Annotated in this window: 18 protein-coding genes; 15 read left to right on the top strand and 3 right to left on the bottom strand. The window is 41.6% G+C overall.

The window, feature by feature from the left end:
* The first annotated feature begins 207 nt into the window (after positions 1–207).
* From WAM07_RS00975 to WAM07_RS00965, 3 genes are read left to right on the top strand one after another with little or no spacing between them, the layout of a single operon-like run.
* A complete protein-coding gene (locus WAM07_RS00975) occupies positions 208–336 on the top strand; it encodes a hypothetical protein (protein WP_422164006.1) in 129 nt (42 codons plus the stop codon).
* Between the two features lie 22 nt (positions 337–358).
* On the top strand, positions 359–1,558 hold the full coding sequence (locus tag WAM07_RS00970) for a hypothetical protein (RefSeq protein ID WP_422164004.1): 1,200 nt from the start codon (positions 359–361) through the stop codon (positions 1,556–1,558).
* Between the two features lie 9 nt (positions 1,559–1,567).
* Positions 1,568–2,167, top strand: a complete 600-nt coding sequence (locus WAM07_RS00965; protein ID WP_422164002.1) for a hypothetical protein — start codon at positions 1,568–1,570, stop codon at positions 2,165–2,167.
* A gap of 165 nt (positions 2,168–2,332) precedes the next feature.
* Here the strand turns inward: WAM07_RS00965 and WAM07_RS00960 are convergent, their stop codons facing one another.
* Positions 2,333–2,581, bottom strand: a complete 249-nt coding sequence (locus WAM07_RS00960; RefSeq protein ID WP_422164000.1) for a DNA alkylation repair protein — start codon at positions 2,579–2,581, stop codon at positions 2,333–2,335.
* Positions 2,582–2,734: 153 nt separating this feature from the next.
* Here WAM07_RS00960 and WAM07_RS00955 point away from each other — a divergent pair, with 153 nt between their 5' ends.
* From WAM07_RS00955 to WAM07_RS00920, 8 genes are all read left to right on the top strand, one after another.
* The gene (locus WAM07_RS00955; protein ID WP_422163998.1) at positions 2,735–3,955 is read left to right on the top strand and encodes a CHAD domain-containing protein; all 1,221 of its coding nucleotides are present in this window, start codon (positions 2,735–2,737) and stop codon (positions 3,953–3,955) included.
* 316 nt (positions 3,956–4,271) lie between these two features.
* On the top strand, positions 4,272–4,853 hold the full coding sequence (locus tag WAM07_RS00950) for a hypothetical protein (RefSeq protein ID WP_422163996.1): 582 nt from the start codon (positions 4,272–4,274) through the stop codon (positions 4,851–4,853).
* A gap of 19 nt (positions 4,854–4,872) precedes the next feature.
* Complete coding sequence (locus tag WAM07_RS00945; protein WP_422163995.1) at positions 4,873–5,529, top strand: response regulator; 657 nt, start codon at positions 4,873–4,875, stop codon at positions 5,527–5,529.
* An 18-nt stretch (positions 5,530–5,547) separates the two neighbouring features.
* Positions 5,548–5,976 (top strand): GAF domain-containing protein, encoded by a 429-nt coding sequence (locus tag WAM07_RS00940; protein WP_422163993.1) that lies wholly within the window; start codon positions 5,548–5,550, stop codon positions 5,974–5,976.
* Positions 5,973–7,316: a PAS domain-containing sensor histidine kinase gene (locus WAM07_RS00935; RefSeq protein WP_422163991.1), complete on the top strand. Its 1,344-nt coding sequence runs from the start codon at positions 5,973–5,975 to the stop codon at positions 7,314–7,316. Before WAM07_RS00940 ends, WAM07_RS00935 begins: the two co-directional genes overlap by 4 nt.
* Positions 7,317–7,444: 128 nt before the next feature.
* Positions 7,445–7,567 carry a cytochrome C oxidase subunit II gene (locus WAM07_RS00930; RefSeq protein WP_224895368.1) on the top strand — a complete coding sequence of 41 codons (123 nt, stop codon included), beginning with the start codon at positions 7,445–7,447 and terminating at the stop codon, positions 7,565–7,567.
* Positions 7,568–7,579: 12 nt separating this feature from the next.
* Entirely contained in the window at positions 7,580–8,053 is a 474-nt protein-coding gene (locus WAM07_RS00925; protein ID WP_422163989.1) for a cytochrome c oxidase subunit II, read from the top strand.
* The gene (locus WAM07_RS00920) at positions 8,050–9,708 is read left to right on the top strand and encodes a b(o/a)3-type cytochrome-c oxidase subunit 1 (protein WP_422163987.1); all 1,659 of its coding nucleotides are present in this window, start codon (positions 8,050–8,052) and stop codon (positions 9,706–9,708) included. The genes WAM07_RS00925 and WAM07_RS00920 overlap by 4 nt, the downstream gene beginning before the upstream one ends.
* Before the next feature lie 147 nt (positions 9,709–9,855).
* Here the strand turns inward: WAM07_RS00920 and WAM07_RS00915 are convergent, their stop codons facing one another.
* Positions 9,856–10,986, bottom strand: a complete 1,131-nt coding sequence (locus WAM07_RS00915) for a CapA family protein (RefSeq protein WP_422163986.1) — start codon at positions 10,984–10,986, stop codon at positions 9,856–9,858.
* Between the two features lie 146 nt (positions 10,987–11,132).
* Here WAM07_RS00915 and WAM07_RS00910 point away from each other — a divergent pair, with 146 nt between their 5' ends.
* The 4 genes from WAM07_RS00910 to WAM07_RS00895 all read left to right on the top strand — a co-directional run bounded on the left by WAM07_RS00910 (position 11,133) and on the right by WAM07_RS00895 (position 14,317).
* Entirely contained in the window at positions 11,133–11,465 is a 333-nt protein-coding gene (locus tag WAM07_RS00910) for a YrhK family protein (protein ID WP_422163984.1), read from the top strand.
* Between the two features lie 1,551 nt (positions 11,466–13,016).
* A complete protein-coding gene (locus WAM07_RS00905) occupies positions 13,017–13,370 on the top strand; it encodes a hypothetical protein (protein ID WP_422163983.1) in 354 nt (117 codons plus the stop codon).
* Between the two features lie 141 nt (positions 13,371–13,511).
* Positions 13,512–13,856, top strand: a complete 345-nt coding sequence (locus WAM07_RS00900; protein WP_422163981.1) for a MerR family transcriptional regulator — start codon at positions 13,512–13,514, stop codon at positions 13,854–13,856.
* Positions 13,853–14,317, top strand: a complete 465-nt coding sequence (locus tag WAM07_RS00895) for an SRPBCC family protein (RefSeq protein WP_422163979.1) — start codon at positions 13,853–13,855, stop codon at positions 14,315–14,317. Before WAM07_RS00900 ends, WAM07_RS00895 begins: the two co-directional genes overlap by 4 nt.
* Before the next feature lie 148 nt (positions 14,318–14,465).
* On the opposite strand, the gene WAM07_RS00890 is transcribed toward WAM07_RS00895, so the two are convergent.
* Positions 14,466–15,227: a sporulation protein gene (locus tag WAM07_RS00890; protein WP_422163977.1), complete on the bottom strand. Its 762-nt coding sequence runs from the start codon at positions 15,225–15,227 to the stop codon at positions 14,466–14,468.
* Positions 15,228–15,660 lie beyond the last annotated feature (433 nt).

The raw sequence follows: 15,660 nt of genomic DNA, 5'->3' as shown, positions 1-15,660 counted from the left end.
CCTGTAGCTAGCCCACGTTTTTGTTTATGCGCGGAAAACTAAGTCCGTGATTTTGTGTAAATTTATGTCATATCAAGGCACGCTTATGTCTGTACACATAAATGTTTTCAAGTACACAATTTGTAAGACAAATGTACACGCAAAAGCATGCACGTTTGCAAATGCGTACACATTCTGCTGTATCAATATGTAAACAGGATTGTAAACATGTACACAAATGACGTAAACATGTGTGCACAAAAAGCAGGCAAGTACACGTGGTTGAATACTCCGAAAGGCACATTGACTATTCCGGCAGAGTCTAATAGATTAATAGAAGGGCAAGGTAAATTATAGTAATTAAAAGGAGAGCTGATTAATGACAAACTCAAGAATTGCAGCTGTGGATGTTGGTAATGATGCGGTTAAAGCAAACTTTGGAAAACTAGATTCATCTTTATATATTCCTAACGTGGTCGCTAGAGACTTAGAAGATCGTCCTGTTATCGGTATAGAGGACTTGGATGAAAAAGATCCACTCGATAATCTACATATTCGAGTGCATTCTCCAGCCTTAAGAGAGAATAATGCCATCTATCGTGTGGGGAATCTGGCTACGAAAACCACTAACTCTACGGAATTAGATCCAGGTAGCTATAAATCTGAGGAAGATCAGACACTTATTATGCTTTTTGCATCGCTTGCTTTGGATGCAGTTAGAGAGAAGAATGCACAATCGGCGAAGAATAATGTGGTAGAAGCTAACTACACATTGGGAACAGGACTGCCGCTTCGTGAAGTAAAAGAAGGAAAAGACGTAGGGTACCGTTCTTCCCTGCTTGGATCTGTTCACCAGATCGAATTCCTTGTCACACCAAAATATCAGGGAATGAAAGTAAATCTTAAGTTTGATGAGGTTAAAGTTTATCCGGAAGGGTTTGCTGCCTACGTTAACTTAGTGATGGATAATGACTTGAATATCATTAACAAAGAATTGATTGACAAACAAATTCTCATTCAGGATATCGGTGGTCTTTCTACAGATATCGCGGTTATTAAAAACCGTAATGTTGATGATGATAAAGCACAGGGATTCAATCTAGGTGTAGCTGAATCATTAGAAATGATCCGTGAAGAGATTCTTAGAAAGCATGGAGTTGAATTAGACAGCCGCCGCGATGTCGTGGATATCATTACAAGGAAAAATGATCGTCATCACATCATGGTTAAAGGAAGCCGTACTAACGTACACGATATTACGGATCGTATTCTTCTTGAACTTGCTAAGAAACAGTACCGTTTCTTAAGAAACGTATGGCAGAGAAACTCTCAATCAGAGATCTGTTACTTTGTGGGCGGAGGCTCTGCAGTCTTAAAAGATTACATCAAGTCATTAAACAACAAACTAGATGGTTTCAATATCGAATTCTTTGAAGATGAAGAAGAAAGCATTTGGATGATGGCAAATGCCTACTACAAATTGATCTCTGATTTCATCCGTAAAAGCGAGAAAAAGAACCACGGCAAAAATCAAGAACAAGGTAAAAAAGTAGAACAAAAAACCGGCTCATCTAAATAAGGTGATGTTATGAGTCAATCAAAGAAAAAGATAGAGAGGGGACAATCGATTACGTTCCGGATCCCCTCGGATACTCCTGATCATCTATTGAGACAATTAACTCAACTGAAGGAGACAGAGAGGCGAAATTTTTCAAGCAAGATTGCCCAATTCGTCCTGGATGGAGTGAACGAAACTTATGCTAAGAATAAGGAAACAGTTACCATCCCGTTGCCTAAGGCTTTAAATAAAGAGCAGAGAAACTGGATTAAGCACGAACATTCGGAGGCTCTTATAGGGAGTATCCTGTATCAGCTGATGATGGATCCTGTGCGTGCAACCACTCTATTAGCTTCGCTTAATAGTAATGCATTCGATATAGACGAAGCCCTTTATTTACAAGAAGAAGCAGCGGCAACAGAATTTTCATCAGGCAATTATACTCAAGCTCATGCTGAGGAAGAATCAAATGCTGAGTCTGAAACAGAATGGAAGAGTATCGATGATGAACTCGATGGTTTGAATCTTGATAGCTTACAAGGTGAGATCCACTCCCAGGACGAGGAAACAACAGAAGATGAAGACGATGATGATCTGCTGGGAGACTTTCTCTCCCGAATGAATGATTAGCCCGTATCCCCTGTCACACTGTGGCAGGGGGTATTTTTATAAAAATGAAACCTTCTCATTTATCCCTTTTACACCTCTTCTAAGCTGTTCGATCGCAGGGAGGAGATGAAACACTACCTGAATCGTTAAACAGTTCCTACGACCCTTTAAATGCCGCTAAAGACATTAAATAGGTTTTGAACTGGCGAAAGCGGCAAACGTTTTCTCGTCTTCGATCAGACCGCATGCTCCACATTGAATTTTTTTGTCTGGCCCCTGGTAAGCGGCATGAAAAGGATCGAGATTCTCAGATGTATATTCACTAATCACTTCACCTGACCCTGGATCGATTTTCACGGATGTTGCTTTTTGTTCGATGATGTTGAACCTGGATCGATTAGTTTTACAGTTGGGACATAAGTATGGCTGCATCATTAACACCTCCATTCATAGGATGTACGGTCTGTGGGAATATATGTAAGGATAAAGATTATAAAGAAAATGTAAAAATATTTAGAAATTAGTTAGGAAGTGCTGAAGTCTGGGAAATGACATGTATAAAAGCTTTCAAAAGGTGGGCGTTAGGTTATGAGTGGAGCTTTCACAAGGCAGATCGACAAAATGGGGAGGCTGGTGATCCCCAAGGAAATCAGAGACCAGCTGGAATTATCGAATCAAAACCTTATGCTGGAACCTTTGAGTCATAAAAAAGGATTAAAGCTTTCAGTAACGGATGAGAAAGGCGACTCCGTTAAGACATTAGACAGCTATGGCCGCTTGCTTATTCCTGCTGACTACAGAAACGAGCTTGACTGGAATCAGGGAAAAAAGATTGATGTTACATTCGATCATGATTATGCTATGTTGCAGGATCAAGTTCAGGTTTGTGAAATTTGCGGATCAGCTGATTCACTGGTGTCGGTTAAGAAGAAACTAGTCTGTGAGGATTGTCTGGGAGATGGAAATGAGCAAGTAGTAGACCGCTGGAGGGAGTACCTTCAGGGATTAGTCGACTCCTACCTGGAGTACTGCAGGCTTGCGCTTGAGCAGGAAGACGACGAAAGTGTCCACCAGGCTCGTGTCCACGGGCGTCAGATCCGTGCCATCCTGGAGTTCATTCACGTCATCAGCCACCCATTAGTGGATCGTTTAAATGACGCCCATAAACGTTTAGGAAAAGTGAGAGAACGCGATGTGTTTATTACGGAGTTTGAAGATCGTGCGGATCAATCTTCTAAAGAGCAGCATGAAGAAGTATACCGTCAGCTCAGCGATCAGGTAGCCAAGAAGAGACTAAAGCATCAGAAGAAGCTTAAAAATAAGCTGCCTGAAATCATCGACGGGTCTTTTGTGGAGCAATGGGAGGACTTTAAAGATAAGGAACTGCGATATTATGTCCTGCCCCTTCAAGTAGATGAGAGAATCCAGAAGTTCGAAAACGGTTTTGTTGAATCTATAGAGAAGTATTTAGAAGTGTCTTCACAACAGGAACGTACTGATAAAGAAACTCTTGATGCCTTACATTCTGTCCGGATTATCTCTAAAAAGATCAGGTACATTCATAATGCACTCCACACTATTTATGCCTCTGACTACAAGGAAGAAGCGAAATACTTTAAATCGTTTCAGAGACAGCTGGGTGAAATAAATGATTTAAAAGACTGGATCGAAATGTTTAACAAATACAGGGACGATATTGACAGTAAGAAAAAGCATATTAAAGCTATTAATCAAGCGTTGCTGGAAGAGCTGTCCGTCCTGGTAGAAGAATTGAATCTTCAAGAAAGCCTTCAATACTCAAGACAGTAATTTCATACCCTCTACCATTATAAAGCTGCTAAATAATGAATGAATCCTGCATTCTCGTCTATGCAGGATTTTTTAATAGATTCTATAAAAGTATCTTCTTGATAAGCAGACTTCTTAAACTAAATCGCCTGATTGTTGAATCGTTAAAACTATGTTGAAACGGATTCTTAAACAAACGAGAGCTTAGCTTGTTAAAGAAATCAAAACGGAGAATGAACAGATCAGTTTTTAAAATAAGGGAATGCCCTAATAGGAACCTGATAAAGGGGCGTGTAATATAGAGGGTATGAAGAATAAAGAAGGGAGAGTTAAAGTGATGAATGATACCACTCGTTCCCCATTATATGTAGTCTCTCACATGTACGAATCGCTGCTTTATGAAATGTCCTATGATTTACATGAGAGATATGCTCATTTGTTAACGAGCGCATTACACCGTATTGATTCGACGAAAGATTCTTGTAAAGAAGCTCAAGTCCTTCTTTCACATTTGATTGAAGAGATGAGAAGCCGTTCGAATGAAATATATCCTTTATCTTTTCATGAATATGGACTGGCAGTGGCCTTTAAACGATATATAAAAGAAGTGGAAAGACGCTATGGTATAAGGGTTGAATTCCCCACCTCCTATAAACTCACGGAGGTATTTTCTACAAAGGATGTTTTGGCGTTTCGAGCGCTTCAGCTTACCATACGAATGATTGTGGAGTACGCCGATACTGATGAAGTATTCATTGAAGTCGACCGGAAAGGGATTGTTTTCCGCTATCATTCTTTTTTGGATGAATTCCCGCCTGAACAAGAGGATTTGCTTGAAGTCATAAAGAAAGATACCACGATGGAAATGCAGTGGCAACGCAATAAAGACGTGGTGGAATGGCGCTGGTTTAAAGGCTGAATAAAGAGGAGTAGATAACATGATTTCGATTGTCATTGTTGACGATCACGCCGTCGTACGCTCAGGGCTTATGATGCTATTAGACGCTGTCGAGGATTTTAATGTAATTGGAGAAGCTTCAGAAGGAAACGAGGCTTACCAGCAAGTAGAGGAGAAGAATCCGAGTGTGGTTTTGATGGATCTTTCCATGCCGCATGGAAAAGATGGATTATCAGCTACTTCCGAAATAAAAAAACAATTCCCTGAGACCCAGATTCTAATTCTGACGATGCATGATGATGAAGAATACTTGTTCCGTGCCATTGAATTAGGCGCATCCGGGTGTATTTTGAAAAATGCACCGCATGAGGAATTAGTAAAAGCCATCAGGCAAGTAGCCGGGGGAGATGCCTATTTGTATCCATCTGCAACGAAACGATTGATGGAGGATTATATGAGCAAGCTGAAAAACGGGGCTACGACTGACTCTTACCGATTGCTAAGTGATCGAGAGAGAGAAGTACTGGCCTTGGTCGCTAAAGGGTTTGCGAATAAAGACATTGCCGCTCAACTTGTGATCTCGGTTAAAACAGTCGAAGCTCATAAGGCAAGAGTGATGGAAAAACTGCAGCTGAAAACGCGTCCTGAATTAGTGGAATATGCCTGGAAAAAAGGTCTGCTGGGTTATTCATTGTAGCAAAGGAGAGAGGGAAAAGTGGTCACCCCATTAGAAGAAATGTGCAACGAACTGGAAGAGGAAGTAGATGCCTGCGTCATCGCTATCGCAAAGTTTGATTATCATTCAAAGCAAATACAGTGGAAGTATGTGAGTCACCCTTTGAATGATAAATATAAACGCATGGTTATTTCCTATGGTTCGGGTGTGGCGGGAACCGTCATGCAGACAGGAAGAACTTTTCTCTGCCGTTCGAGGAAGGATCTTCCTTTAGTTTTGTCGAAATACCCCATAGTGTTAGCGGAAAAGCTTCAATCCTTTGCTGCTATCCCTCTTCGAACGGGGCATTTATTTGACGCGGTGCTGCTGATCGGCTATCGAAATGAGCATGACTTACCTTCAGAACAGCAATGGCGTCCTTATGCCGCTCGCATAAGTAATTATTTGAAGCAAGGAGGTTTATCATGACAAAACACAGTCCCTTCCCTCCCGCTCTAATCTCCTCTAAGGAAGAAGGTTTTCTCATTTTACGAGAAAACGGAATGGTACAAAGTTTCAATGAAAGAGCGAAACTTCTGTTCCAGATTTCTTCGACTGAGGTATGTGTGGAAGATCTTTTTCTTCATTTTTCTGTAGAAGAGCTAATTCATTGTGAAAAGGGAGTATTGCTGCAGTATTACGCGAAGCCTATGATTGGAAATCCTTTTCCTGTCTTTTTAGTCGTTCACGAGTGGATGGATGGAAATAGATCCAATTACTTTATGACCATTCATAACCTGAATGAGAGAAGTCTGCTTGATAGTGAATCCTACGAACCTTTGAAAGAACTCGTGGATATTAAATATGCGCTTGACGAGTCTTCGATTGTTGCTGTTACAGATCAACGAGGAAGAATTCGTTATGTAAATAAGAAGTTTTGTGAGATTTCTAAATACGGAGTGGAAGAATTGATTGGAAACGATCATAAGCTTCTGAATTCAGGTCATCATTCTAAAGAGTTTTTTAAAGATCTGTGGCGTACAATTGGTACCGGGTATGTGTGGAAGGGGGAAATTAAGAACAAGGCCAAAGATGGAAGCTTCTATTGGGTAGATACGACCATTGTTCCTTTCTTAAATGATAAAGGAAAACCATACCAATACCTGGCCATCCGCAATGAAATTACCGAGAGGAAAAGGGTTCAGCAGGAGCTGCAGCACATGATGACGCGTCTGATCCACGTCCAGGAAGAAGAAAGAAAACAGGTATCCAGAGAGCTTCATGATGGGATTGGACAAGAACTGTACAGCCTTCTTATTAGTATGCATCGCATCCAGCAGGAAGTGGATCATTCCTTGTTAAACCAGATGACAGATGAAATACGAAATTTAATTCAAAACGTGCGCGACATGTCGTGGGAGCTCCGGCCGTCTGCGTTGGATGAGCTGGGGTTGATGCCGGCTGTTCGTTCCTTCTTAAATCGTCTTAAGCATTCGTATGGATTGAAGGTACACTTTACCTCTTCCGTTTCCTGTCGTTTATCGCCTCAAATCGAAACAACGATTTACCGCATCATTCAGGAAGCACTGACCAATATACGAAAATATGCCTGTGTAGATGAAGCCTCTATCGTGTTGAAAGAAGCAGACGGTGGGATTTTCGCTTCTATTACCGATCAAGGTAAAGGCTTTATGAACAATCGTGCTCAAAAAGGAGTAGGGCTTTTCAGCATGGAAGAAAGGGCACGCGCGGCAGGGGGAGAACTTGAAATAACTTCCGAACTGAATAAGGGGACGAAGATTGAATTATATATACCACTGGAAACCTGATGAAAAGGTTTCTTTTTTTTGAATTGGGGGATTTCACCATCACAAATGGGGGGATTCCCCGATTCTATTATGCCCCTCTCCACTAATACAATAGAAATAGATCAAATACATAAAAGGAGGCCTGGCCCATGAAAAAAAGTGGCCCATCTCAACCAAGCTTGAAAGGGACTTTAATCAGTGTAATGGCTGTTGGAGCCGTCATTGTCGTGATGTGGGTTTGTATTTATTTATTATATATCGTTCGTATGTAGGGGGGAGAAAGGATGCATTTACACAAATATGAAAAAATATGGCTGGGATTTGGAATTATTGCACTTGTTATTTTTCTATCCGTTGTGGGAGTAAGTGCTTTTGCACAGGGACATGCTCCATCCAGCGGGCATATGACCATTGATCCGGAAAAAGTGCGTGAAACGGCTCCATTTGATCAGCCTGGACTTCATAAAAAAGAGGATGGAACTTATGAAGTCGCTATGATCGCACTTACATTTGGTTATGAACCCAGCAAGCTCCAAGTGCCGGCAGGGAAAGAAATTACATTCACGTTAACGAGTGAAGATGTCGTTCATAGTTTCTCTATAATCGGCACGAACGTAAATATGATGGCCGTTCCAGGTCAGATTAACCATCGAAAACACACATTTAAAGAACCAGGATCTTATCTGGTCATTTGTAACGAGTATTGCGGCTCAGGCCACCATTTTATGAGTACAGAAATTGAGGTGGTGGAACAATGAAAACCGGGGAAATTGCAGCTAAAGATCGAAAAGTAGCGTTATTTAATTTAGGGTTTGCTTACTCAGCCTTTCTTATAGGAACGCTGTGCGGGCTCCTTCAGGTGTTTATTAGAAATGATGCTCTTAAGCTGCCAGAATGGCTGGATTACTATCAGATTCTCACTGCTCACGGCCTGTTACTGGCTATTGTGTTTACAACTTTCTTTATTTTTGCCTTTTTTCAAGCGGGCATGAGCCGAACCCTCGGAGCATTTGGTCCGAAGGTGAGGTTGTGGAACTGGATTGGATTTGCGGTGACCTCCTTAGGAACACTTCTTGTCGTAGTCATGGTAGTAGCGGGGCAGGCGTCCGTACTTTATACATTTTATGCTCCCCTTCAGGCGCACGGGTTGTTTTATGTAGGCCTTGCCTTGTTTGTGATTGGCACATGGATTCAGGGATTCAGTCTGGTTGGGCATTATGTCGTCTGGAGAAGGAATCATAAAGGCGAACTTAGTCCTCTATTTGCTTTCATGGCAGTGGCCACCATTATTCTCTGGGTTATTGCCTGCCTGGGTGTTGTAGCCACCGTTCTTTTTCAATTCATCCCATGGGCTTTTGGCTGGACAAGCGGGATTAATGTCGAGTTAAGTCGCTCATTATTTTGGTATTTCGGTCATCCACTTGTGTATTTCTGGCTGCTTCCTGCTTATATGGCATGGTATGTCATTGTTCCGAAAATTATTGGAGGAAGAGTATTCAGTGATTCTCTGGCCCGGTTATCCTTTGTACTGTTTATTTTATTCTCTATTCCGGTCGGGTTTCACCATCAGTTAACAGAACCTGGAATATCCAGCTTCTGGAAATTTTTGCAGACAGTTTTGACGTTTATGGTTATTATCCCATCTTTAATTACAGCCTTCTCTATGTTTGCAACGTTTGAAATAAGAGGCAGGGAGCTTGGCGGCAGGGGTCTTTTTGGGTGGATTCGCAAGCTTCCGTGGAGAGATGTTCGTTTTACATCCATCTTTATAGCTATGGCCTTTTTTATCCCGGGAGGCGCGGGCGGTATCATCAATGCGAGTTTTCAAATGAATGAAGTTATTCATAATACACTTTGGGTCGTTGGACATTTTCACATCACAGTAGGAACCCCGGTAGCGATGACATTTTTCGGGTTAACCTTCTGGCTTATCCCCAATTTAACGGGCCGGCGGTTTACGAAGTCCCTGCAGAAATTGGCCTTCCTGCAAATTGCTACCTGGTCCATAGGTATGCTGCTCATGAGTACAGCTCAGCACCTGCTGGGACTGCTTGGGGCACCTAGGCGTACAGCTTACACAGGGTATGCTCACGATGATGCACTCGCCTGGTTTGATGGCTTATTAACCAATCATGTGACGATGGCTGTCGGAGGTTCTATCTTGTTTTTGTCCGCTGCTTTGCTCATTTTCATTGTGATCCAGCTATGGTGGCTTGCTCCAAAAGCAGATGAACAAAACTATGAGGCGTTTCCAATTGCAGAAAGCGATTCTAGTATGACACCGCGTTTCTTGGAAAATTGGAAAATATGGATCGGCATTGCATTTCTATTAATTGCGCTTGCTTATACGATACCGTTAGCCGAGATTATTCAGCACGCCCCTCCAGGTTCAGGGCGATTCCAAACATGGTAAGAGAGGAGAAAGAATATGACCTTTTCATTCGCTTTCACAATCGCATCCATTATCCTCACGCTCGTTTTGAGCAGTATTATTGTAGATCTGCAGACGGAGGAAGATTGAAATAGAAAGAAGCGGAAAGCTGCCAGCTTTCCGCTTCTTTCATTCCATAAATTCCAATTCAGGCATCCATTGAGAGAGATGTTCTTTCTTTGCCTCGTACTCTTCTTTTAAGCTTGGGAAATCATCCATCGGGATCACTTCATATCCATGTTCTCGTGCGGACGTAACGTATGTCACTTTAAACCTTGGTTTGACTACTTCCACATTGTCACTCTCGTCCATTTTTAAATTAAAGGTGAGAATGCCTCCGACTCGTTTCTCAAATGATTCCTGTCCTGAGAAAAAATTTCCCAGGGAATAAGCGGTCAGCATTTTATGTCCGCCCTTGCCTTCAACCCACTCTAATGGCTGAAGTACATGAGGGTGGTGGCCGATCACAGCCGTTACTCCGTGATCTGCGGCGAACTGGACAACATCTTTTTGGAATTGATTAGGATAGGGTTCATACTGATTCCCAAAATGAAGACTTAAAAGGACGGCATCCGATTGCTCTTTCGCTTTCTCTATATCCTGGGCCATTTTATCAAGCTGGATTCGATTCACCACATAGCTTTTCCCATCGGGCGCTTTCACACCGTTTGTCCCGTAGGTGTAACTTAACATAGCTACACTGATTCCTTCTTTTGTGTCGTGTACAAGGATTTCTTCGCTGTCCTCTTTACTTTGATAAGCTCCAGTGTATTTCATATCGATTTTTTCCCAGTGCTCGATCGCATTATTAATTCCTCTTGTTCCTTTGTCCAACGTGTGGTTATTAGCAAGGGTTACCACATCTACTCCAAGTTCTTTTAGATTATTACCTATTTCTACAGGGGAGTTGAAAGCAGGGTATCCGGAAAGACCTAATTCTTCCCCGCCGATCATTGTTTCCTGGTTAGCAATGGTAATGGTGGATGATTCCAGGTAAGGTTCAGTCTGTTCCATCATGGGCATGAAGTTATACCCTTCAGAGGTTTCAGCAGCTTCATACACACGGTCATGAATCAGTACATCTCCAATAGCCGTTATACTGATCTCTTTAGAAAAATCAATTGAACTCTTATCGTGAGGATCAACCGTGGATGTTGGCAGCTCATTAACCGTCTTCATTTCTTCATCATTATTTAAAAGCCCGCATCCAGCTGTTAGAAATAAGATGGACAAACCTAAAATTCTTAGAAATAAGCCCAAGGAAAAGACACCTCCGTGAAAATTCATTTAGATTTATTGTACCTCTAATTAGAGGGTTTCTCCATTCTATGCAGCTAAAAAAAATGATTTTGTTTGTCGATTTATCGGGTATGAAGGTAATAGAAGTTCACGTAAGGAGGATAGGAATGAGTAATCTAGCGAATGAGAAAGCTGACGCACAAAAGCATAGTAAAGATCAGTACGTGGAGTTAAAAATGGGGAAACATGATCTATTTTTCAAGAAAAGCTATGAAGTACTCTACACGGTTAATGATTTTTTACTGGGACTCTGGTTTCTGATCGGAAGTGTTTGTTTTTATTTTGAAGCTGCTAAAACATGGGGGGTGAGTTTATTTGTACTTGGAAGTCTACAGATGCTCATCCGTCCAACTATCCGTTTAGCACACCGTATTCATTTGAAAAATATTTATCGGAGAGAATATGAGAAGCAGCAGAAGAAGTCCCTTTCTTCTCATTAAGCGTAAATGGAGCTATGTTACAAGCTGTTGTTGATTTTTTCAGAAAAGGTTTATTAAAAATAGGGCCGATTAGTTGAAGACTCAGTTTCGAGATATCGGGTTAGTCTGTAGGCCCTTCGGGGGACGATTTCGCTTTCCGCGGGCATGTGCTGAGCCTCCTCGAGCAAGCTCTGCGGGGTCTCACCGAACATGTTCATCCCGCAGGAGTCTACATCGTCCCCCTCCGGACCCGGCTGAATTAGAGACTCGAAACGGGGTCGTCCTTCACCCGCTTGAGAAGAAATAACCATATGGGCGTATTACTTTTTCAGGCTGGAACTATGCGAGATAGCCTTTTATATAAGCATCTCAGGCAAGTTCAGGAGGAGGAAATCCTCTCTTTCCGAAGGTTCCGTTCCTCCTAATAAAGTTGGGCTGGTGGGGAAATGGCGAGACTCCCATGGGAGAAGGAACTAGGTGAGATCCCGCAGGGAGTGAAACGAGCGAGGAAGCTCAACGTTCCCCCATAGGAAAGCGAGTTATTTCCCCACAAGCCCTTATCCATCTAACGTAACGGACCCATTTATCTCGAAACTGAGTCTTCAAGTAATGGGAGCTTATCTGAAATAATCAACACTGAAATTTAACAGAGTTATTTGTAATTCAAGAAGGGCTCCGCTCATTGTCTGGACGTTCCTTTGGTCTTTCTATCGATATGACCAGCAAGTCAAAGTTAGAATAATACAAAAATTATCCTATTTTATCCATTGACTAGTCGGTCATTTCCGTTTATGTTAGTAGTGTAATTGAATATTTTCCTTATAAGGGGAGTAGCTTTTACAGCAAAGTCGTCAATCCAGAGTGGGACTCACTCTCGGCTTTGTTGGCAGTGATACTGTTAGCAAGACCTTACCGCCCAGGTATAGGTCTTTATATGTAATAAGTGACCTATACATCGTGTAGGTCGCTTTTTTTTATTTATAAAAGAAGAAATAAATAAACCGATATAATGATGCCACTCAAAAGGGAGAGAGTCGAGCAATGTCTAAAACTTTTAATACGAGCATCCAAAAATTAAAAGATGAAGGAGTAAATATTAAATTAACATCAATGAAGAAAAAAGAATGGAAGACTAGGTTTTCTGGTAAGAAGAAGGAAAGTAACTTTATTTATTTTATGCCAAGTGGATATCGGGAGACTTAATCTAAGAATAAGCCAAATTAACTTGCTTGATAGGAAGCTGTAACAAGGATTTTTGGTGTGAAAAGAGAATAGGGATAAAGAGGAGCGGATAGAAGAATGCCTTAACGACTCGGAAGTTCAAAAACTGATAGTGTGTATGAATTTACTATCAAAAAGTGGGGTTTGTGGAAGATAGTATAGATCCAGACGATCTTGAATTTGAAGGAGAATAGGTAGACTCTCTATTAGTATGAAATTAATCAGGGTGGTCTGGATACTTAGAAAAACCGAGAATACTTAATTGGAAGAAGTCGGAACTAAACTGGTAAGATGAAAACCAGAGAAAGCTAGTTTTAGACTACATTACACGATATCTGAATGGAGGATACAATGAAGCAAATGGCTGGCAGTCTAGCTCAAATTTTTTTAGGAATATGTATATTGGCAGGGTCCTGGATGATCGCCGACGCGGTAAAAGAAAGCAATCGTTCCGAGTCTTCTGTTGAACAGGTACAAGTGAACCCCCGAGCGAAAGATCAATTAATGAGCCACTCGGAATTACAAGAATACTTAGGTATTAAGCAGTATCAATTAGAAAAGATCCTGCCGCAAAAGGAAGGAAACGTCACGAAGAGTCAAATTCCCTACATACAGATTGGCTATGAATACTATTTTCCGGTCAAAGCGGTTGACCAATGGTTGAAGGAAACGGAAGCTGCAAGTTTTGATAAAGGCAGCCAATAATACAGGGAAAGTAAATTGATAGCAAAAAAATCCGGCAAGGTTATCCGGACAAACCATACGAGTACCGCATTGCTATAGAATCTCTATTGACTGTGTGGTGTACCCCATAGTTTAAGCTATAGGAGAAGAGGAGGCGTCCTCATGTATAAAGTCAGTGAGTTTTCAGCTTTAACAGGACTAAGCAAAGAAACATTACGGTACTATGCCCAAGTCGAACTTTTAGAGCCTGTCTTTATCGATCCATCCAACCAATACAGATACTACGATGACGGATCCTACCTTCTCGCTTTATTATTGGGGAAACTACGGGGATTCGGCTTAACCATCCAGGAAATGAAGACCGTTATGAATGATCAATCTTTTGCCAATTTGGAAAAATTATTGCTTGAGAAAAAGAAAAACATCGAAGTCGAGATTGAAGAATTGCGTGATAAGATAGCAGATATTGACAAGTTTATTGAGTCTGGAAAGGGGACGGATGAATGATGGAATGGAAAGAAGAGCGAATCATTGAAGCGAATATTGAAACGGTATGGAACTTGTTTCAGGAGGAAAATATGCCGGTCATCATGCCAAAAGTCATTGAAAATGAACCGGTGCACATAGAAGAAGGTGGAGTGGGATCAAAATACCGGCAAAAGTACCAGGAAGGGAAACGCGTAGAATCCTATATCGTGGAAACGGTAGGCTATGAAGATACGGATGAGAAAAAGTATAAACAACTCAGCTTTACCTTAGCGAAGGCATTCGAGATTACTTTTTCTTTTACGCTGTTAAAAGTGGAGGAGTCCAGGACCCGCTTTATTTATGAAGGAAAGAACCAGGGAGTCAACTTTGTAGGAAGAGTGCTTATGAAGCTTGGAAGTAAGAAGAACAACCAAAAGGTCGTAAATGACTTTATGGACCGTGTGGAGGAAGAAGCATTAAAAGCAGAAGCGAAGACGTAAAAAAGGAGCGCAGCCGCTCCTTTTTTGAATGGACAAATGTAATTCCACTGCGCACACTCTCCGTGTAATGGGGAGAACCAGGGAGAACTTTGGATGCATTTGATGCTTCATAATAAACCGTCCAGAGAACCTCTGGACGGTTTGCTTATCATTGTTTAAATTGATCAATGGTTTGCTGCAGCTTACGCGCCACTCCATCTAACGAACCGTTCAGCTCCTGACTTGTAAGAGTGATTTTTGTGCGGCTTTCATCCATTTCCAAGGCTTCTGCAAATAACCCGCCAAGCCCACGGGCACGTCGATCCACTTCAAGCATCACATCAAGATGGTTTTCTTTTAAAAAGAAAATTGCTTCCAGTTCATCTAAGTAAGAACGGTATTCTCCGACCGGGGCGAATTCGAACTCCTGCACATAGCCAAAATGTTTGGAGTATTCCATTTCCACTTCTCTAAGCCGGAATCCGAGTCTGTTTTCTAATGCGTCCAGCACTTTTTCAATGTAAGGGTGCGGGGACACCTTGATCGGATCGCGGTCTTCTGGATCCAGAGCCATAGGAATATCCACTCCCGTTTCAAACCACAGCGGCAGTCTTCCGAGGGAAGCAGGGGTGTGGTACGGAAGCTGAATGGAAAATGGGATTTCCTTTGTTTCGCCTTCTTTAATCGTCTCCTGATGAGCGATCGGGTATTTCTGGATCGCGACTTTTTCTTTGATTTTCTTATCACCCGATTCACGGAGGGCTTCTGTCATGAGGAAAATGTGGATGGAGTCGATGGATTGTTCTACATCTCCACCTTTGATGACGACTTTCCCGTGCACGTCTTCACCTGGTACAAACTGTGCTTTTTCCAACTGGGTGTCCACCTTAGCGGCTCCTACACCTACACTTGCTAAAAATTTCTTGAACATCAATATCTCCTCCTTTCGTTGATTATACGAAATAATGACGGGAAAAGGTTCAACTTTTTCGTAAAGTTCCAGACATTAAAAAGGGGAGTTTCATGTTGTGTTTATATGACTTTAAACGATAAAAAAAGACAATTGTATTCTGTAAAATTGTTTATGAATTGGCAGGAATTTAATTATGGGGGGAAGCAGATGAACAAAAATCAAAGACTAACCATTATTTTTATACTGTTAGGATCTTTTTTAATTTCAGGAGGCATAGGTCTTAGTGATTATGTGAATTATTCACTTGCGATAGGATGGTTAGCCGGGTTTATCTCGCAACTGCTTGCAGTGTGGTTTGCAATTAAATGGTATAACGAAACAAGGTAATCACTAAGATTCAACTGATCATCTGTGGGTCCATCCGGATTCAAATCTACGATGCAAAAAGGAG

It is taken from the genome of Halobacillus sp. (assembly GCF_049282395.1).
In the GTDB taxonomy this organism is placed as follows: Bacteria; Bacillota; Bacilli; order Bacillales; family Halobacillaceae; genus Halobacillus.
This window is presented reverse-complemented; position numbering and strand designations above follow the sequence as displayed.